At 71.4% G+C, this 18,032-nt stretch carries 18 protein-coding genes, 1 pseudogene and 1 riboswitch; of the genes and pseudogenes, 4 read left to right on the top strand and 15 right to left on the bottom strand.

Annotation, left to right across the window (positions count from 1 at the left end):
- From KBI5_RS06890 to KBI5_RS06855, 8 genes are all read right to left on the bottom strand, one after another.
- The coding region (locus tag KBI5_RS06890) for an amino acid adenylation domain-containing protein (protein WP_085014660.1) at window positions 1-3,121 on the bottom strand (3,121 nt) is incomplete at its 3' end.
- Complete coding sequence (locus KBI5_RS06885; RefSeq protein WP_085014659.1) at window positions 3,114-3,443, bottom strand: phosphopantetheine-binding protein; 330 nt, start codon at window positions 3,441-3,443, stop codon at window positions 3,114-3,116. The genes KBI5_RS06890 and KBI5_RS06885, both read right to left, overlap by 8 nt.
- Window positions 3,443-5,116, bottom strand: a complete 1,674-nt coding sequence (locus KBI5_RS06880; RefSeq protein WP_198537552.1) for a long-chain-fatty-acid--CoA ligase — start codon at window positions 5,114-5,116, stop codon at window positions 3,443-3,445. The genes KBI5_RS06885 and KBI5_RS06880 overlap by 1 nt, the downstream gene beginning before the upstream one ends.
- Window positions 5,113-5,730 (bottom strand): FcoT family thioesterase, encoded by a 618-nt coding sequence (locus KBI5_RS06875; RefSeq protein WP_085014655.1) that lies wholly within the window; start codon window positions 5,728-5,730, stop codon window positions 5,113-5,115. The genes KBI5_RS06880 and KBI5_RS06875 overlap by 4 nt, the downstream gene beginning before the upstream one ends.
- Window positions 5,727-6,626 (bottom strand): TauD/TfdA family dioxygenase, encoded by a 900-nt coding sequence (locus KBI5_RS06870; protein ID WP_198537548.1) that lies wholly within the window; start codon window positions 6,624-6,626, stop codon window positions 5,727-5,729. The genes KBI5_RS06875 and KBI5_RS06870 overlap by 4 nt, the downstream gene beginning before the upstream one ends.
- Window positions 6,623-6,952, bottom strand: a complete 330-nt coding sequence (locus KBI5_RS06865) for a phosphopantetheine-binding protein (protein WP_157902446.1) — start codon at window positions 6,950-6,952, stop codon at window positions 6,623-6,625. The genes KBI5_RS06870 and KBI5_RS06865 overlap by 4 nt, the downstream gene beginning before the upstream one ends.
- Entirely contained in the window at window positions 6,949-8,088 is a 1,140-nt protein-coding gene (locus KBI5_RS06860) for a beta-ketoacyl-ACP synthase III (RefSeq protein WP_085014651.1), read from the bottom strand. Before KBI5_RS06860 ends, KBI5_RS06865 begins: the two co-directional genes overlap by 4 nt.
- A 144-nt stretch (window positions 8,089-8,232) precedes the next feature.
- Window positions 8,233-8,997: a zf-HC2 domain-containing protein gene (locus tag KBI5_RS06855; protein ID WP_157902444.1), complete on the bottom strand. Its 765-nt coding sequence runs from the start codon at window positions 8,995-8,997 to the stop codon at window positions 8,233-8,235.
- A gap of 80 nt (window positions 8,998-9,077) precedes the next feature.
- Between KBI5_RS06855 and KBI5_RS06850 the strand changes: the two genes are divergently transcribed.
- Window positions 9,078-9,659: a sigma-70 family RNA polymerase sigma factor gene (locus tag KBI5_RS06850; protein WP_206745244.1), complete on the top strand. Its 582-nt coding sequence runs from the start codon at window positions 9,078-9,080 to the stop codon at window positions 9,657-9,659.
- Between the two features lie 40 nt (window positions 9,660-9,699).
- Here the strand turns inward: KBI5_RS06850 and KBI5_RS06845 are convergent, their stop codons facing one another.
- The 4 genes from KBI5_RS06845 to KBI5_RS06830 all read right to left on the bottom strand — a co-directional run bounded on the left by KBI5_RS06845 (window position 9,700) and on the right by KBI5_RS06830 (window position 13,469).
- On the bottom strand, window positions 9,700-10,260 hold the full coding sequence (locus KBI5_RS06845) for a hypothetical protein (protein ID WP_085014645.1): 561 nt from the start codon (window positions 10,258-10,260) through the stop codon (window positions 9,700-9,702).
- A gap of 10 nt (window positions 10,261-10,270) precedes the next feature.
- Complete coding sequence (locus tag KBI5_RS06840; protein ID WP_085014644.1) at window positions 10,271-11,119, bottom strand: ABC transporter ATP-binding protein; 849 nt, start codon at window positions 11,117-11,119, stop codon at window positions 10,271-10,273.
- Window positions 11,119-12,126: an iron ABC transporter permease gene (locus tag KBI5_RS06835; protein ID WP_116289859.1), complete on the bottom strand. Its 1,008-nt coding sequence runs from the start codon at window positions 12,124-12,126 to the stop codon at window positions 11,119-11,121. Before KBI5_RS06835 ends, KBI5_RS06840 begins: the two co-directional genes overlap by 1 nt.
- Window positions 12,127-12,272: 146 nt before the next feature.
- Window positions 12,273-13,469 carry an ABC transporter substrate-binding protein gene (locus KBI5_RS06830; protein ID WP_085014641.1) on the bottom strand — a complete coding sequence of 399 codons (1,197 nt, stop codon included), beginning with the start codon at window positions 13,467-13,469 and terminating at the stop codon, window positions 12,273-12,275.
- 32 nt (window positions 13,470-13,501) lie between these two features.
- Window positions 13,502-13,696, bottom strand: a riboswitch (cobalamin riboswitch).
- A gap of 146 nt (window positions 13,697-13,842) precedes the next feature.
- On the opposite strand from KBI5_RS06830, the gene KBI5_RS06825 reads away from it, so the two are divergent.
- Window positions 13,843-14,229: a metalloregulator ArsR/SmtB family transcription factor gene (locus tag KBI5_RS06825; RefSeq protein WP_085014639.1), complete on the top strand. Its 387-nt coding sequence runs from the start codon at window positions 13,843-13,845 to the stop codon at window positions 14,227-14,229.
- A gap of 236 nt (window positions 14,230-14,465) precedes the next feature.
- Here KBI5_RS06825 and KBI5_RS06820 read toward each other — a convergent pair whose 3' ends face one another.
- Both KBI5_RS06820 and KBI5_RS06815 read right to left on the bottom strand, forming a co-directional pair.
- Window positions 14,466-15,077 carry a superoxide dismutase gene (locus tag KBI5_RS06820; RefSeq protein WP_085014673.1) on the bottom strand — a complete coding sequence of 204 codons (612 nt, stop codon included), beginning with the start codon at window positions 15,075-15,077 and terminating at the stop codon, window positions 14,466-14,468.
- An 88-nt stretch (window positions 15,078-15,165) separates the two neighbouring features.
- Window positions 15,166-15,498 carry a hypothetical protein gene (locus KBI5_RS06815; protein ID WP_085014637.1) on the bottom strand — a complete coding sequence of 111 codons (333 nt, stop codon included), beginning with the start codon at window positions 15,496-15,498 and terminating at the stop codon, window positions 15,166-15,168.
- Window positions 15,499-16,107: 609 nt separating this feature from the next.
- Here KBI5_RS06815 and KBI5_RS27685 point away from each other — a divergent pair.
- Both KBI5_RS27685 and KBI5_RS27680 read left to right on the top strand, forming a co-directional pair.
- Window positions 16,108-16,860: pseudogene (locus KBI5_RS27685) on the top strand (YibE/F family protein); the annotation flags it as partial.
- 94 nt (window positions 16,861-16,954) lie between these two features.
- On the top strand, window positions 16,955-17,293 hold the full coding sequence (locus tag KBI5_RS27680) for a YibE/F family protein (RefSeq protein WP_241882712.1): 339 nt from the start codon (window positions 16,955-16,957) through the stop codon (window positions 17,291-17,293).
- Between the two features lie 133 nt (window positions 17,294-17,426).
- Here the strand turns inward: KBI5_RS27680 and KBI5_RS06800 are convergent, their stop codons facing one another.
- Window positions 17,427-17,879, bottom strand: coding sequence for a transcriptional repressor (locus KBI5_RS06800; protein WP_085014635.1), 453 nt, complete (start codon window positions 17,877-17,879; stop codon window positions 17,427-17,429).
- Window positions 17,880-18,032: the final 153 nt, after the last annotated feature.

The raw sequence follows: 18,032 nt of genomic DNA, 5'->3' as shown, positions 1-18,032 counted from the left end.
CCGCGGCGGCACCGGTCGGTGGTGGTGGCAGGGCGGCCCGGTCCAGCTTGCCGTTCGTCGTGCGGGGCATGCGGTCCAGCAGGACGATGACCGGCGGGACCATGTAGTCGGGCAGCCGGCGGGCCAGGTGGCGACGCAGCCGCGCCGGACCGTCGGCCGGCGCCGTGTCGGCCAGCAGTGCTTCGGCCAGTGGGCTGTCCCCGGCCGGCACGGCGTACGCGACCAGCCGCTCACCGCCCGGGCCGTCCGAGCGGGTGATGACAGCCGCCGCCGCCACCTCGGGATGGTCGGTCAGGACGGCCTCGATCTCACCCAGCTCGATGCGGAAGCCACGGATCTTGACCTGGGTGTCGGCCCGGCCCTGGTACTCCAGCAGGCCGTCGGCGCGGCGGCGGACCAGGTCGCCGGTGCGGTACATCCGCGTCCCCGCGGGCCCGAACGGGTCGGTCACGAACCGCTCGGCGGTCAGCCGCGGCCGGCGGTGGTAGCCCTCGGCTAGAGGCAGGCCCGCGAGGTACAGCTCCCCGATCTGGCCCGGCGGGACGAGCCGCAGCGCGGTGTCGAGCACGTAGGCGCGGGCGCCGGTCACCGGCCGGCCGATGACCGGGGTCTCGCTGTCCGCGAGCCGGGCCCAGACGGTGTCGACGGTGCACTCGGTGGGCCCGTACAGGTTGTAGGCGTTCAGGCCGGGAACGGTCCGCAGCCGTGACCACAGCACGGGGCCGGCGGCCTCGCCGCCCAGCGCGATCACCGCGGGGACCCGCCGGCCCGGTTCGAGCAGCCCGGCGTTGATCAGTTCCTCGGCGTAGGTGGGGGTGATGTCGAGGAAGTCGATGTCCTGGGCGTCGATGTAGTCCAGCAGCGCGGCGGGCTCCCGGCGCTCGTCGTCACCGATCAGGTGCAGTTCGTGGCCTGCCAGCATCCACAGCAGCCCCTCCCACGAGGTGTCGAAGGACAGCGAGGCGGTGAGCGCGGCGCGCATCCGCCGGCCGGCCACCGCGGCCTCCGGCTCGATCATCGACACCCGGTGGTGGTGGAACAGGTTCACCATCCCACGATGCGTCAGGACGGCGCCCTTGGGCCGCCCCGTCGACCCGGAGGTGTGGACGATGCACAGGGGATGATCGGGCGTCAGGCTCGCCGATTGGTCACTGCCTGTCAGATCACCCGCCGGCGCGTGGTCGAGGGCCGACCGGACGTCGGGGTCGTCCAGTTCGATGATCCGGGTGGCGAGGTCCCGGGTGGCGTCGGTCGCCACGGCGGCGGCGAGTGAGCCGACTGTCACCACGGCGGCCGGGCGGGTGTCGCCGAGCACGAAGGCGATCCGCTCCTCGGGATGGTCCGGGTCGAGCGCAACGTAGGGTGCGCCGGTCTTGAGCGCGGCCAGTAGGGCGACAACGGTGTCCCCGGTGCGGGGGAGCAGCAGGGCCACCGGCCGGTCGGGGCCGGCGCCCACCGTGAGCAGCAGCCGGGCCAGCTGGTTGGCCCGCGCGTTCAGCTCCGCGTAGGAAAGGCTGCCGTACCGTCCCTCGTCACCGGGCGGTTCCACCTCCTCCGGGCCGTCTCCCCCGCCAGGCGGCCGGTTAGCGGCCCAGACGCCTTCGACCGCGGTCAGGGCCGGCAGGTTCGGGGTCGCCGTCGCCGCCGCGGCGAACAGGTCCACGACGGTGGCCCGATACGCCTCGGGGCGTCCGTCGCCGGCCTCCGGTCCGGCCTCGGGTGTSGCCGCGGCGCCCGAGCTGGCGACGAGCAGGGCTTCGCGCTCGCCGTCGAGAAGAAGGTCGACTGCGTCGACCGGGTCGGCCGGTCGGCGGGCGAGGCGGTGCAGGAAGGCCGCGAAGCGGCGGGCGTGTGTGGCCAGCTCGTCGCCGCTGTAGCAGTTCGGGTTGGCGTCGAGGAGGATCCGCAGCCCGTCGCCGTCGGCCCGGTTGTAGACATGGACCGCGAGGTCCTCGACGAGACCGGCGGACACGTTGCGGACGATCGCGGGATGTCCGTCGAACCGCAGTCCGTAGTCGAACGGCATGATGTTCGCGGACGGCCCGAACAGCTTGCGTTCGCCGCCCACCATCCGCAGGTCGCGGCGCAGCTGCTCGTAGCGGTACCGGTGATGACGCCGGCTGCCCCGCAGGTGGGCGGCGACCTGCCCCGCCAGGTCGAGCAGGCTGTCGCCCGGCTCGACGCGGACCCAGGCCTGGACGGCGTTGAGCACCATGCACGGCACCCGCAGGGCGACCGAGCCCGTCCGGCCCATCACGGGTACCGCCAGGGAGATCTGGGCCGGGCCGTCAGGTCGGCGTTGCTCGCTCATCCGGTACAGGTAGGCGGCCAGCGCGGCGACGAGCATGTCGCTCCACTGCGCCTTCGCCGCCCGGCCCGACTCGCGCAGCAGGGCCAGGGTGTCCGCGTCGACGTCCGCGGCCCGGCGCAGCACCTCGCGGGCGAGCGGGGCGGAGCGCCCGGCGAGGGTCACCGGTGCCGGGCGGCCGTCATGGTAGTCGGCCCAGAATCGCTGGTCGCGGGTGAACTGGTCGGACGCGGTGTAGGCGTGGTCCTCGGTGACCACCGACGCGAGCGAGCCGAAGGAGTGGGCCGGTGGCTGCTGGTCCTGTGCGAGTGCCGTGTAGATCTCGGCGACCCGGCGGGCGACGAGCGCCAGCCCGTACCCGTCGAGTGCGATGTGGTGCACGCGGTGGTACCACAGCACGCTGCGGTCACCCAGGCGGAACAGCGCATGGCCGAACAGTGGCCCCGTCCGCAGGTCGACGGGTCGCGCGACGTCCGCGGCCATCCACTCCTCGGCCGCGAGGAGCGGGTCGGGTAGGCCGCGCAGGTCCTGTTGGTGGACGGCGAACTCGACCGGGCCGATCTCCTGCCACGGCTCGTCGGAGCCGGCCTCGTCGCCGGAGCTGTTCTCGGTGGCGGCGCCCGTGCCGAAGCGCACGCGGACGGCCTCGGTCTCGGCCACGGCTCCACGTGCGGCCCGCTCCAGCACGTCGAGGTGGATCTCGCCGTCGATGAGCACGTACTCGGCGGTGTTGTAGGCCGGTGTGCCCGGGTCGAGCTGCTGGCCGGTCCAGATCCCGCGCTGGGCGGCCGACAGCGGCAGCCGCTCACCCATCGGACGGCTCCGACCCGCCCGACGCACCGGGCGGCGGGCCGGACGGCGACTGGGCGGGGGCCGGTGGACCGGACGCCGGTCGGGCCGCGGTCAGGACCCGGTCGAAGCCGGCGAGGGTCGGGTTCTCGGCCAGGTCGACGAAGGCGACGTCCGCACCCTTCTCCCGCCACTGCTCGACCAGGGTGAGCAGGGCGACGGAGTCCAGGCCGGCGTCGAAGAGGTTGTCGTCCTCGCCCAGCTCGTCAGGGGTGACGAACAACAGCTCGGCGACGTCGGCGCGGACGGTCCGCGGGTCGACGGGCAGCTGCTCGGCGGGTCTCATCAGTTGACCCGCCGGTCACGGCCGGCCCAGTAGCGCTCGCGCAGCTCACGCCGCAGGATCTTGCCGCTGGGGTTGCGCGGGATCCGGTCGACGAACTCGAAGCGGGACGGGATCTTGAACGTGGCGATCCGGTCCCTGAGGAACACCACGAGATCACGGGCCCGCACCTCCTGGCCGTCCCGCGGTGCTACGAACGCCTGGACCGCCTCGCCGAACCGGTCGTCGGGCACCCCGATCACGGCCACATCCGCCACGGCGGGATGGTGGGCGAGCGCGTTCTCGATCTCGTTCGGGTAGATGTTCTCGCCCGCGACGATGATCAGATCCTTCACCCGGTCGAGGATGTGGACGTACCCGTCGGCGTCGAGCCGGCCGGCGTCACCGGTGTGCACCCATCCGTCCGCCAGCGTGCTGGCGGTCGCCTCCGGGAGGTTCCAGTAGCCGATCATCCGGGCGGGGGTGAACAGGCAGATCTCGCCGACCTCACCGGCGGGCAGCGTGGCCCCGTCTGGGCCGACGACCTTCGCCTCGATACCCGGGTAGGGGCGGCCCGCCGCGCGCAGCCGCGCGCTGCCCGGCCGGTGGTCCGCCGGTGGCAGGCACACAGCGGTGTTGCCGGTCTCGGTGAGGCCGTAGATCTGGGCGAACTCGCAGTCGAAGGTCTCCAGCGACTCCCGCAACAGGCTCTCGGAGATCGGGGAGCCACCATAGACGATCTTGCGTAGGGTGCGGAACGCGGCGCGATCGGCCTCCGGTTCGGCGAGCATCAGCCGCAGCATCGACGGCACCACACAGGCGGTGGTCACCCCGAGGTCACGAATGAGCCGCACCGCCGTGCGACTGTCGAACGCGGGCAGCACCACGTTCGTCACCCCCGCGGCGAGGTTCTGTGACGCCCACCAGATGCCCCCGACGTGAAAGCCCGGGATGCCGACCAGGGCCCGGTCGCCCGGTCGCCAGTCGATCCAGTCCAGCCCGGCGCCCGCGAGTGCCTCCCGCACGGCGTGCAGGCTGCGCTGCGCCAGCACGACGCCCTTCGGTAGCCCGGTGGTCCCGCTGGTGTACAGCTGCAGGATCGGATCGTCCGGTCCACCGCTGGCTCCACCCGGGCCCATGCCCTCCACGGCGGCGGTGCTGTGGGACTCCTTCCAGACCGCCAGGTGGGGACCTCGGTCCGGGCCTGCGGGTAACCCCGCCGCCGCGCCAGGTGCTGGGCCGTCCACGACGACGATCCACACATCAGCGTGTGGCCCGATCGCCTGTTCGGCGGTGGCGCGCAGGTCAGCGGTGACGAAGAGCAGCTCGGATGCCGAGTCCCGCAGGATGTGCTCGATCTCCGGGGCGGTCAGACGCCAGTTGATGGGGACGAGCACCGTCCCGGCCTTGGCACAGGCGACGAACACCTCGTAGTAGTGCTCGGACTCGCGGCCGAGATAGGCCACCCGGCCGCCGGCCGGGATGCCGGAGCCGAGGATCGCCCAGGCCGTCCGGTTGCTCTCCCGGTCGAGCCGCTCGTAGTCGGTCGTGCGGCCGGCGCAGATGACAGCAGGGGTGTGGGGCTGCCTGGCCGCGTGCCGGGAGACCAGCTCGGCGATTCCAGGTGGCCGCGACGTGACCTGATGCGCGGCGGCCGTGGGTGGGGCCGCCTCCGTGGGCGCTTCGGGGGCCGTCACAGGCCTCGTCCCGTACGAGCCGGGTCCGGCGACGGCGACGTCGCATCCGGGACAGGTGCCTCCGGGGATGTCGTCGCGGGAGGAGCGGAGTCGGGGACGACCGCGACGGCGGCGGTGYCATGGCATCCGTCGCCGACCTGGTCCCAGTAACGGAAGGAGGTGCTCAAGGAGATCAGCGGGTCGCTGCCCGGACGCAGYCGGCGCGCGGTGGCCTGGTCCAGTCGGAACTCGCCGGAGAAGCCCCGCGCGTCCAGCCCGCGGGTGAAGACGCTCTGCATGCGGGCGATGAGCACCGAGGGCAGCTGGCGGCGGAGGAAATCCTCCATCGTCCAGCCCGCGAATACCGGCTCCGCCTTTTCTCTCACACAGGTCGCGATGGCGAGATAGAGCATCTGGTTGTAACAGATGTTGACCTCGACGGCGTTGAGATGCCCGGTGTCGTCGATGTAGCAGGACTCCGGGATCGAGAAGTCTGCCGTCAGTCGGATCCGTCCGTCGTCGAACGTGGCCGTCGCCGAACGCAGGTACCGGCAGTGCGGCTTGTAGCAGCGCAGCACCTGCTCCCGCAGCCGCGGGTCGTCGGCGACGACCCGCGAGGTCGTGAGGGTGGTCATGCCACCCCCGCGCCGGCCAGCTCCAGYGAGCCGTCGGCGTCCACGGCCGGCGGGTCGTACACGGTCACCCGGTAGGACACAGCGGGCTCGTCGGTCGCGGTGTGCAGGGCCCGGTGCACCAGGGAGCGGTTGTCCCACACCAGCAGGTCACCCACGTCGAAGGTCTGCAGGTGAATGGCCGGATGGGTACAGGTGGGGTCGAGCTGCCCGCTGGCGGTCAGGAGCTCGGCGAGCAGACCTGGGCGTTCCTCGCCCTCGGCGTCCTCGATGGCCTGGGTGAAGCCCTCGCTGATGTAGAGGAGCTTTCGTCCGCTGTGCGGGTGGGTCACGACCGTCGGGAAGCGGACCGCGGGGGTGCGCTCGTCGATTTCGGCCAGCACCTCCGAGATCGGCCGGTAGACGTCGCCGGGCCGGATCTTGAAGTAGCGCCGGACGCTGTGGCGGGCGAACGTTCCCTCGACCGCCGCGCGCAGCCGGCCGTCCAGCAGCTCGTAGGCACGGGACATGTCGATGAAGAACGTGCCGCGGTTCCGGCTCGGCACGACCTGCGGAAGAATCAGGGTCAGGTCGAACGGGTCGGGCATGAACTGGTAGTCCGAATGCCAGAACTTCCCGGTTCGGGGTACACCGATCTGTTCTCCGGCCTGCGCGACGTTCGACGAGACGAACACCTCGGGAACGTCCGGGTGATGGTAGATGGGCTCGTAATAGGCCTCGGGTCGCCCCAGCCGCCGCCCGAGGCGCAGGAAAGCCGCCGGATCGAGATCCTGGCCGGTCAGCACGGCGATGCGTTCCCGGTAGACGGTCCGTTTCAGCTCGGCCACCTCGGCGTCCGAGGCCGGGTCGAATCCCTCGACCACCACCCCGAAACCGTTGTCCGCCCGACGGGTTCTCACGACAGCGGGCTCCTCTCGTCGTCACCTCTGCCCGGGCCGTGCGCGCCACCCGGCAGGGACACCGCCACCACCTCGTCGATCAGGTCCGCGACACTGGAGATCCCGGCGATGCGCTCGTCCGGCACCTCCACCCCGAACTCGCGTTCCAACAGGGTCAGCAGGTCCACGAGGCCGAGCGAATCCACATCGAGATCGCTCAGCAGAGCCTCCTGCGGGACACCGCCAGGCGGCACGGTGCCGTACTCGCCGACGAACACGGTCACCACCGCGCGGACATCGGCGGGTTCGATCCGGCTCGCGCCGATCCGACCGGCGTCACCGCTCACGGTGTGATCTCCGGCCACATCAGCGCGACCGAGCCCCAGGTCGTTCCCCCGCCGAAGGCCGTAAGAAGGACCCGATCCCGCGGGCGCAGCCGGCCCGCCGCCCACTCGGCCGACAGCGCCAGCGGGATCGAGGCCGCGGCGGTGTTACCCACGTCAGCCAGCCGCACGGACACGTTCCCGGCCGGGATCCCGAGCCGCGCCCCGACCGCGGTCAGAATGCGCTCGTTCGCCTGGTGCGCCACGAACAGGTCCACGGCGTCCGGCGGCCAGCCGACGGAGGCGAGGACAGCACGCGCCGACGCCGTCATCCGCCCGACGGCATGCCGGTAGACGACCTGCCCCTGCATGGAGAACCAGCGGCCGGATCCAGACCCGTCAGGCGCGGACGGTCCGCCGACCGGCAGCGGTGCCCGGGACCCGCCGGAACGGACCGTGATCAGGTCCTCCTGGGAGCCGTCACTGCCCAGGTCGAAGGCCAGCAACGCGCCGGCCTCGGAGCGCTCACCGGCACGCAGCACGACGGCTCCCGCACCGTCACCGAACACCGCCCTCGTACCGCGGTCCTGCGGGTCCAGGATGGTGGAGAAGGTGTCCGCCCCGATGAGCAGGACACTGTCCACCACGCCGGCGGAGATCAGCCCGTGGGCGGTGGCGAGCCCGTAGACGAAACCCGAGCACACCGCACCCAGGTCGAAAGCGGGCACCTTCCCGAGCCCCAGCCGGTCGGCGACCACGGGAGCGGTCGCCGGACAGGGCCGGTCCGGGGTGGTCGTCGCGACGACGACCGCGCCCACCGCTTTCGTCCCGGCGGACTCCAGCGCCGCGGCGCCCGCCCGCACGGCGAGGTCGGAGGTGGACTCACCCGGTGCGACGACATGCCGGGTGTGGATCCCGGTGCGTTCCCTGATCCAGGAGTCCGAGGTGTCGAACCTGGCCGTCAGGTCGTCATTGGTCACGGTCCCCGCTGGCACATGCCCGCCCACGCCCGCGAGGACCGCCGTCCGCACGCACTGGACCGCCGGCGTGGATACGGCCGCCGGCGTGATCCCGACCCAGCGGCCGATACCGTCATCCAGGCAGAGCCTGCCCGGACCGGTACTCCCGGCCTCGCCATCCCGCGAAGCTGTCGAGTTCATGTTCAGGTAGTCGGCAGCGAGCCCCTTCTGGTTCCCGACATGTCACGCCTGACCGGACAGCGAGCGGAACCCTCGGGGCAGACGGGCCTGGATGAGCCGCCCCACCGCCGGGCTACCCCTGGCAGGCGCAGCGGTTGGCGGACGTCAGGCGGCGTGCCGGTCGCCGCGTCGCAGTCGGCTCGTCGGCCGGGGAACCAGACGCAGTCGTTGCTGAGTCCGCACCCCCGCGGGGGAATCGGCGCCGCGGTCGTCACGTTCGGTGCCGTCACGTGTGGTTTTCGCCCACGGGGCGCCGGGGTCGGTGGTCAGCCGGGTGAGCGTCAGGACCAACAGGTAGCCCGCGAGGAGAACCGTGTGGGTGAGCAGCCGGCTGGCCGAGACCTCGCCGTGGGTGATGTCGTTGATGGACAGCAACCCGAGGATTCCGACGAACGCCGTGAGCAGCGGCACGAGCCCGTCCGCGACGGCGCGGCGTGCCGCGGCGGCCAGGAAACCGACGCCCACCGCGAGGTTCCAGGCGGCGGACTCGTGCGACAGGTGTTCCGCATGCGTCGCGCCGGTCACGCCGTGATGGGTCGAGACCGGGGCGGCATGGAACGGCCCCACCCCGAGAACCTGCAGCAGCCCGAGCACGAGCTGGGCGAGCCCCAGMGCGGCGARCCCCCAGCGCAGACAGACGAACAGGGGCGACACCTTGGCGGGGGTCAGCCCGGACAGGTGAGTGAAGTCCGGCGAAGGAGCGTCGTGAGGTGCCGCGTGGACGGCGGCGCGGAGCAACGCCGCCTCGCGCTGCCAGGCGGCGCAGGCCGGGCACCGTTCCAGGTGCGCGTCGATGAGTGCCGCTGACACTCCGGGCTCCTCCCCGTCGAGCCGAGCGGACAGCGCTTCGCGCCAGGTCTCACACCCCATGGTCTGCATTGTCGTCCTGTGGCGGCGAAAAGTTCCAAAGCCCGGAAACGGCCGCTGTGCCACCGGATAGCCTTCCGGGCGTGTCAGGAGTCGAGCACGATGAGCAGACGGTCACCGCCTGGGCAGTGGCAGGCGGCCGTGGTGACCAGGCCGCCGCGGCGGCGTTCATCCGCGCGACCCAACAGCAGACCCACCGGTTCCTGCTGCACCTGACCGACCCGGGCTGTGCTGAGGACCTGTGCCAGGAGACCTACGCCCGGGCGATCCGGGCCCTGCCCTCGTTCGCCGGCCGCTCCTCGGCCCGGACCTGGCTGCTGGCCATCGCGCGGCGGGTCGCCGCCGACCACATCCGTGCGCTGACCCGCGGCCCGCGGTCCGCCTCGGAAACGGACTGGCGCCGGACCGTCGACACCGAGCCCRCCGCCAACAGTTCCGTCGAGGACGGAGTCATCCTGCGGACGCTGCTGCACGAGCTGCCCGCCGACCGCCGCGAGGCCTTCGTGGCGACACAGCTGCTGGGCCTCACCTACGCCGAGGCCGCGCAGGTCTGTGACTGCCCCATCGGCACCATCCGCTCCCGGGTCGCGCGCGCCCGCGAGGATCTCCTCGCCRCCTACCGCGACAGCGGTGAACCGCCCCGGACGCTCAGAGCAATCAGCTGAGAGAGGCAACTTTCGAAGCACGCTTCCGCATGGTGGGGAGTCAGCCGTGGCGGAAGCCGGTGCCGGTGCGGTCGAGTGGGTCGGGGCCGAGTCCGAGGTAGCGGTGGCGGAGGTGGTCCCAGGCGGCGAGCCGGGAGAAGTCGGGGACGGCGCATAGTTTCTGGGTGTCGGTGAGGAACGGGTTGGGGAGCAGGACGGTCATCATCTGCTCGCCGATCGTGTTGAACATCCGCAGCCCCCAGGAGGCGGGCGCGCCGTCCAGGCCGATGCGGCGGTAGAGCTCGGCGCGGGCGCAGCGGCGGATGCGGCCGAGTTCGGGGCCGCTGGCGGTGTGTTCGCCGATGCAGAGGTGGAAGTGCCAGGCGCCGAAATCCACCGTTACGTATCCGTCGTACATGGCGATCTTCCGGGGCGCGTTCGGTGCGGCGACTTCCCAGGCGGCGCCTTGGACGATGACGCCGAAGCCGATCTGGCGCCAGTGGTCGGTGAAGACGTCCGTGATGATCGACAGCAGGGTGTCGGTGTCGGTGGGCAGGTCCCAGAGGTGCAGGGTGCCGTTGCCCAGTTCGTCGACGGTGCGGTAGTTGGTGTCGGTGGTCATCTCCGGCTCCTTACTGAGGCGTCCCGCGGAGTTCGAAGGTCCGGGTGGCGGGGTCGAAGTGCAGGTCGTCGCCGTCGAAGGTGGCGTTGATCGCCCCTGAGTCGATCACCTCGTCGGGGGTGCCCGTGTGCAGGTTTCCTACCCGGTTGACGAGCCAGACCTGGTCGGCGACCCGGAGGGAGAGCTCCAGGTCGTGGGTGGAGACGACGACGGCGAGGTCACGTTCGCGGGCGAGGCGGCGTAGCAGCGCGGTGATGGTGACCCGGCTGGGAGCGTCGAGGAAGGCGGTCGGCTCGTCGAGGAGCATCAGTGACGGTTCCTGGGCGAGGGCGCGCGCGATCATCGCCCGTTGGCGTTCGCCGTCGGAGAGTTCGTCGGCGTCGCGGGTGRCCAGCCGGGTCGCGCCGACGGCGGCCAGGGCCCAGTCGACGACGGCGTGGTCGGTGGCGTCGAGGCGGCCGGTGGGGCCGGTGTGTGGGTGGCGTCCGAGGCCGACGAGGTCCGCGGTGGTGAGCAGGCCGACCTGGACGCGGTCGGTGAGGACGGTGCTCACCATCCGGGCCCGGTCGGCGCGGCCGAGCCGGGCGAGGTCGGATCCGTCCAGCAGGACCCGCCCGCCCAGCGGTGGTTGCAGGCCGGCGAGGGTGCGCAGCAGGGTGGACTTGCCGACGCCGTTCGGGCCGAGCAGCACGGTCAGTCCGCCGCGCGGTGCGACGGCGGTCAGCGCGGTGAGTACGGGACGGCGTCCGCGCCGGTGGCCGTAGCCGACGGCGAGTCCGTCCAGCCGGAGCCCGGTCTCGGGCTGTGTTCCGGCCTCCTGCGGCACCGCGGCGCGCCGCCACGGCTGCTGACCGGGCATCAGGCGACTCCGGCGACGGCGGCGCGGGCCCGCAGGAGCACCGCGATGACGATGGGGGCGCCGACCAGCGAGGTGATGACGTTGATGGGCAGGACCATGTCGGTGCCGGGCAGCTGGGAGCCGATCGAGCAGGCGAGTGCCAGCCCGGCCCCGGTGAGCATTGTCCCCGGGACGAGCAGCCGATGATCGGCGGTGCCGAGTGCGCGGCGGGCGATGTGCGGCACGGCGATGCCGAGGAAGGCGACAGGGCCGCAGAAGGCGGTCACCGCGCCGGCGAGCAGGGACGCGCCGAGCAGGGTGGCCGCGCGGACGTGGCGTAGCCGCAGGCCGAGGGTGCGGGCGTAGTTCTCGCCGAGCAGCAGGGCGTTGAGCGGCTTGACGGTCAGCAGCGCCAGCAGCAGCCCGGCCCCGACTATCGGCGCGAAGACGGCCAGATCGGCGTTGGACGTCCCGGCGAAACTCCCGAGCGACCACATCCAGTACTGGATGGCCCGTTGCGGCGCTGTCCAGGTCAGCAGGAGGCTGACCAGGGAGCCCACCGCACTGGTGAGGATGACGCCGATGACCAGCAGGGTGACGACGGAGCGTACCCACTGGGCGAGCGCGAGTACCGCGCCGAGGACGACGGCGGCTCCGGCCGCCGACGCCACGACGATGCCGTACCGGCCGCTGCCGGCGACGCTGGCGGTGAAGGTGCCGCCGGAGCCGCCGACACCGGCGACGACGAGGGCGACGCCGAGGCTGGCACCGGAGCTGACCCCCAGCGAGTACGGGTCCGCGAGTGGGTTGCGGAACAGGGTCTGCATCTGCAGGCCGGCGACTCCCAGCGCCGCTCCGGCGAGCACGGCGGTGAGTGCGCGGGGCARCCGGATCTCACGGATGACCACCGTCCAGCGCGGGTCGTGCGGCTCGTGGCCGACGAGCACGCGCAGGGTCTCGTCGAGGGGGATGGAGACTGACCCGATGGCCAGCGCGAGCAGGAACACGCCGAGCAGTCCCGCGGCCAGTGCGGTGAGGACGAGCGGCTCGCGGGCGGATGGCCGGCGCCGGTCTTCCGCGGGTGCGGTGCCCCTCGCGGGTGCCCTGTGGGTAGCGCTGGCGGGGGCCGCCGGGTCAGGGGCGGCCCCCGCCGTGGGGTCGACGGTCGAGGTCACTACTTGATCTGCTGGTAGAAGGCGAAGGTGTGGTTGGGGAAGGCGTCGGGGTGCAGGATGGCGGCGAGGTCACCGAGGACGAGGTCGGGGCGGGTCACGCCGCGTTCCCAGTAGTCGTTGCCGCCGCCGGCGCCGATGACGAGGTTGTTGCTCCAGATCTGGCCGTCGCGGAAGGCCGCGAACTGGCCGTAGCGGGCATCCTCAGCGGTGATGTCCGCCTTCGTCTTCCATTCGCCGTCGGCGAGCCAGATCTTCGCGCTGCCGGCCCTGGTGAAGACGGTCTCGAAGTCGAGTTCGAGGCTGCCGGTTTCCTTCTCGCCGGACCAGGGGTAGCTGGCGCCGGCGTCGGCGAGGAGCTTGCCGACGTAGCTGCCACCGGAGGGCATGTACCAGGTGCCCTGGTACATGGTGCCGATCAGGGCGGGGACCTGTGGGCTGTCGGGCACCTTGTCGACGATGGCGTCGTAGTCGGCCTCGATCTGGTCGAAGACCTTCGTGGCCTTCTCCTCGTCGCCGGTGAGCGCGGCCATGAACTTCACCCATTCGGCGCGGCCGAGCGGGTCGGCCTCCAGCCATTCCGCGTTGGCGACGACCGGGATGCCGGCGTCGCGCAGCTTCTGGTAGGCCGGGTCGTCGGTGCCGCCGGTCATCAGGACGTCCGGCGCGGCGGTGACGACCTTCTCGGTGTCGAGCTGGCCGTTGCTCGCGTACTCGACGACCGTGCCCGTGTCGATGCGGGCGCGGATGTCCTTGTTGACCACGGAGGTCGCGGTCGACACGCCGGTGAGAATGTCGGTGCGGTCGAGGTCGGCCAGCAGCGGCAGGTGGGTGGTCGAGCCGGAGTACAGGCTGTCGATCGGCACCTGGAGGCGCGGTGCGTCGGTGAGGTCGTCGGTCAGCTCCGGCTTCGGGGTGCCRCACCGGTAGAGCACGTAGGACTCGGGTTTCCCGTCCGGGTAGGGCTCCTTCACCGTGAGGATTTGGTAGGCCTTCTCGTAGGTGATCGTGAAGTTCTTCGCGTGCTCCAGGGTGGAGTGCACGGGGAAGTAGTCGGTGCCCTCGTCGAACGAGGTGACGCAGCCATGGGCGTCGGCACTCGGTCCGGCGGCCGGTGACGGGTCGTCGTCGCCGCAGCCCGCCAGCAGGGCCGGGGTGAGCAGGAGGGTGGCCCCCAGGGCCACCAGACGTGCGCGCATACGAAGTAAAGCCGCCTTCCAGCACCTCGTGGACGGATCGCGGGTGCCGTGGCCGGTCTCCTGGCTGACGGGTGGTGCGTCACCGGCCGCCTTCCCAGGCGACGATTTCCGGCGCCCAGTGACTTCCCCGACTCGGCGGGGACTGGCCGGTGACATCCCGATCACAGTGGCGAGGGCCGCTCCGGTTTCACACCGGCTTCCCGAACACCACGGCGGGACGAACTGTACGAGATCACATGCTCATCTGCAAGGAAATGCAGGTTTTTGTGCTGCGCGCACGATGAGCGGTGGAGCATGGTTGCGCCCGCCGGACCGGGAGGGGGTCGCGCATCGGCCGGCATCCGGCTGGCGGCGCGGGTGCGACAATTGGCCGATGCACCGGTTGGACGCCCGGTCCCAGCATCGGATCATCGATCATGACCGGGCGTGTGACGCGGTTGCCGCGATCGGGGACCGGGCCGACGTCGCGCGCTGGGCCGGCCTGTTCGCGATGCTCGGTGAGCCGGGCCGGCTCGCGATCCTGCTGGCGATCCACCATGTCGGCCCGATCTCCGTCTCGGACCTCGCCGTCGCGGTCGAGATGAACGACGCCGCGGTCTCGCAGGCACTGCGGGTTCTGCGTCACCAGCAGGCCGTCGTCGCCGAGCGGGACGGCCGGGTGATCCGCTACCGGCTTGCCGACCCCGTCGTGGGCGAGCTACTGGCCCGGGTCCGACCCGAGCCTCGGCTCCAGCATCATTCCGTGGCGCACGCCCACTGACCCGTCCGCGACCCCAGCCTCGCGGACCGGCATGCCGACGAGCTTTCCGGAGGCCAGGCACAGCGGGTCGTCATCGCCCGCGTGCTCATCGAGGAACGCTGGGGTGCGGGTCGGCCGGCCCTGGAGGCCTCGGCGGAACCGGTCTGACCGTCGACGCCGGGTGCCCTGCCGGCCGGGGTGGTAGGTGCTTTCCCTCCCGGTCGGCAGGGTGACGTGGAGCCTGCGCGCGGGTCGGGTCAGACCGGGGTGATCTGCCTGGCGGCGGTGTAGCGGGCGGCGACGTCGGCCCAGTTGACGATGTCCCACAGGGCGGTCACGTAGTCGGCTTTGACGTTCTTGTACTGCAGGTACCAGGCGTGCTCCCAGGCGTCGAAGACGAGCAGGGCGCTGTTGCCGATGCCGACGTTGCTCTGGTGGTCGTAGACCTGCTCGACGAGGAGGCGCCCGGAGAGCTGGTCGTAGGCCAGGACGCCCCATCCGGAGCCCTGCACCGTGGTGGTGGCCGCGGTGAGCTGTGCCCTGAAGCTGTCGAACGAGCCGAAGGACTCGGYGATGGCGTCGCCGAGGGCGCCGTCGGGCTTGTCGCCGCCGTCGGGGGAGAGGTTCTGCCAGTAGACGGAGTGCAGGATGTGGCCGGAGACGTTGAACGCCAGAGTCTTCTCCAGGCCGACGATCGCGCCGAAGTCGCCCTTCTCCCGGGCCTCGGCGAGCTTGTCCAGTGTGGTGTTGGCGCCGGCGACGTAGGTCGCGTGGTGCTTGTCGTGGTGCAGTTCGAGGATCTGGCCGCTGATCGCCGGCTCCAGCGCGGCGTAGTCGTACTGGAGGTCGGGCAGGGTGTAGACGCTCACCTGGTCGTCCTTCACTGGTTGAGGGTGGATGATGATCCGCAGTGTGTGGACCGTCGCGGTATGGGGGTTCGTGGGCGAGGAGAGGCCGTCAGCCGCTCTCGGCCGAGCTGGCCGGCTTGACGGGTCCGGCAGCGCCGGAGACGTACCCGCGCCGGATGTCGCGCAGGATGTCGCGCGCCGCCACGTCAGATCCGGAACGATCGGCGAGATCGTTCAGGGTGATCCCGCACAGTGTCGCCAGCCCGAGTACGAGCTCGGCCATGGCCRCCGCCGGGTTGGTGCGCTGCGCGCCGTCGGCCATCACCCGTTGGACGCTCTCCCAGAAGAAGGTGGGGTCGTCGGCGGAGTCGGTGTAGGCGGTCATGATCTCGATCGCCACCGGCAGGCACGCGGCCATCGGGTCGGTAGGGGCGCTTCCCATGGATCCTGCTCCCTCGGTCGGCCTGCGACTGAACAGTAGTTGCCTATGATTCGCAACTGCAAACTAGAGGAGGCCGTCGGGGGGTGTCGAGGCGGTCGCGCCCGGCGGAAGCTGTCGTGCAGGGCAGGTGATCGCGAACCGTGGCCGTCACCCCGCTGATCCTGCGGGCCGGCGACCTGCGGGCCCCGGGCCACGGCACGGCCACGGCCACCCGGATCGCGATCGGCCTGTACATCGCCTACAACGTCGCTGCCACGATCGCGTCGTTTCCCGCCGGAGGGATCTCCGGCCGGCTTGGCCGCCGTCAGCCGCTGCTGGTCACCGTTGCCGGTGTGACGGCGTTCCTGGTCTCCTACCTGCTGTTCGCGGTGTCCGGGTGGCAGCTCTGGCTGCTGGGGTCGCGTTCGTGCTGGCCAGTGTCGGGTCGGGTGCGCGGAGACCGCGGAGCATGCGGCGGTTGCCGCGTGCGCGTCCGAGCGGATCCGCGGGTCGGCGTTCGGGCTGCTCGCCACCGTGCAGGCGATCGGGAACATCGCCGCCAGCGTCGCGGCGTGGCTCCTGTACGCGCTGGCCTCACCCACGTTCGCGTTCGTTTACCTCGCGGCATAGATGATCATTACGCTCACGGTGCTGCTGTGGGCGGCGCGGAAAACCTTGATGCGGAGCCGGTTCACACTCCTTGGCCCACACCCTCCTGAACCGGGTCGAACGCGTCGGCCGGGGCCCTGCCCCGACCTGACCGGCACGGGGACGTCGCAGGGGATCTGCGACCGCATCGACGTGGTCCTGGACGACGCGCCGGATTCCGGTACCCGGCTCCATCTCGACACGCTGGTCGATCCCACCGGACCGGTGCTGGAAGCGGGGGACAGGGTCCGGCTCGCTCCCACCACCGACATCGCGGGCAAGGCCGCCTACTACGTCGCGGACTTCCAACGCTCCGCGCCCATCGGCGCGATCGCGTTCCTCGCCGCCGCCGCCGCCGTGGTCGTCGCCGTCGCGCGTTGGCGTGGGCTGGCCGCGCTCGTCGGCCTCGTCCTGAGCTATCTGGTGATCGTCAGGTTCACGTTGCCGTCCCTGCTCGACGGGCATCCTCCCGTCGCGGTCGCCCTGACCACGGGTACCGCCCTGGTTGTCGTTCTGCTTTATCTCGCGCACGGCGTTTCCGCGCGCACGACCGCCGCGCTGCTGGGCACCATCGCCAGCATGGCCCTGACCGGCGCGTTCGGCGCACTGGCGATCAGGTTCGCCCACATCACCGGGCTCGGTTCGGACGAGGACGTGATGCTCAAGGCGTTCGCCGGGCAGCTGAGCCTTCCAGGCCTCGTGCTCGCCAGTGTCATCATCGGCTCACTCGGCCTGATCAACGACATGACGATCACCCAGGCCGCCGCGGTCTGGGAGGTGTCCGACGCGGGTCCCGCAGGCCTCGCTGCGGCACCTGTACCGCTCCGGGATGYGCGTCGGACGCGACCACATCGCCTCCAGCGTCTACACCCTGGTGCTCGCCTACGCCGGTGCCGCCCTGCCGACCCTGCTCCTGTTCACCCTCGCCGACCGCAGCAGCGCCGACCTGGCCGGCACCGATCTCGTCGGCGCCGAGATCGTGCGGACCGCCGCCGGCACTATCGGCCTGGTCGCCTCGGTACCCCTCACCACCGCCGTCGCCGCCCTCGCCGCATCACGACGACACCCGCCCAGCCCCCACAGCCCTGTATCCCTTCGGACCGAGGCGGACGCGGCCCGCGGCGGTGATGTCGACGCCGACACTCAACCCATCACCCGCCGTCGGTGAGCGTTCGCCATGCTGCTCGCGGTTCGCGGCCTACGAGAAACGGAACGTCGCTGTATGTGGGGCGGCTGTGACCCGCTGGCTGCCCAAGGAACACCGTCGGCAGCACGTTTGGGTCATGTGCTTGGAAGCTGCTCTATGGCTCGCGCGGAAGGCCCGAGYAGGCGCGACACAGGCCGGAGATTTCGACGGTGTGGGTCACGTCGGTGAACCCTTCGGCTACCGCGACGCGAGCCGCCCAGGCCTCGACGTCGGGGTTGCTGATCTCGACGGCCAGCCCGCAGGTCCGRCAGACGAGGTGGTGGTGGTGTTCCTCGCTCGCGCATCGCCGGTACAGCGTTTCGCCGTCGGTATGCCTCAGGACGTCGACCTCGCCCCGGTCGGCGAGTACCTGCAGGTGCCGGTAGACGGTCGTGAGGCCGGTCGAGTCGCCTGTCGCCCGCAGCATCGCGTGTAGTTCCTGTGCGGTGGTGAACGTCTCGGTGGCGCCGAGGGCAGCCGAGATGGCCGCCCCCTGCCTCGTGGACCGCGACGTCGTACCGACGCGGCGCGCGCCGTCCTSGGCTTGGGAGGAATCCGCTCTGGTCATGTGATCGGCCTCCTCCTGGTCGAGCGCCGGGCCCGCTCCCGGCCTTCTCGCTGGTCGCAGCCCCGTGCTGCCTAGCGTTCGATTCTGCCATCACGGGCCCGGATCGGATGTGAGCTGACCTCTGGGGCTGTCGGGCGCGCGGTGCCCGCAGCC

It is taken from the genome of Frankia sp. KB5 (genome assembly GCF_002099325.1).
GTDB classification, from domain to species: domain Bacteria; phylum Actinomycetota; class Actinomycetes; order Frankiales; family Frankiaceae; genus Frankia; species Frankia casuarinae.
Note: the sequence above shows the minus strand (reverse complement) of the source record. Positions and strands in the feature narration are given on the sequence as shown.

Coding starts and splice junctions, on each gene's coding strand:
- KBI5_RS06885 (WP_085014659.1), bottom strand. CDS start 3,443: ATGAGACCCGCCGAGCAGCTGCCCGTCGACCCGCGGACCGTCCGCGCC.
- KBI5_RS06860 (WP_085014651.1), bottom strand. CDS start 8,088: ATGAACTCGACAGCTTCGCGGGATGGCGAGGCCGGGAGTACCGGTCCG.
- KBI5_RS06845 (WP_085014645.1), bottom strand. CDS start 10,260: ATGACCACCGACACCAACTACCGCACCGTCGACGAACTGGGCAACGGC.
- KBI5_RS06825 (WP_085014639.1), top strand. CDS start 13,843: ATGCACCGGTTGGACGCCCGGTCCCAGCATCGGATCATCGATCATGAC.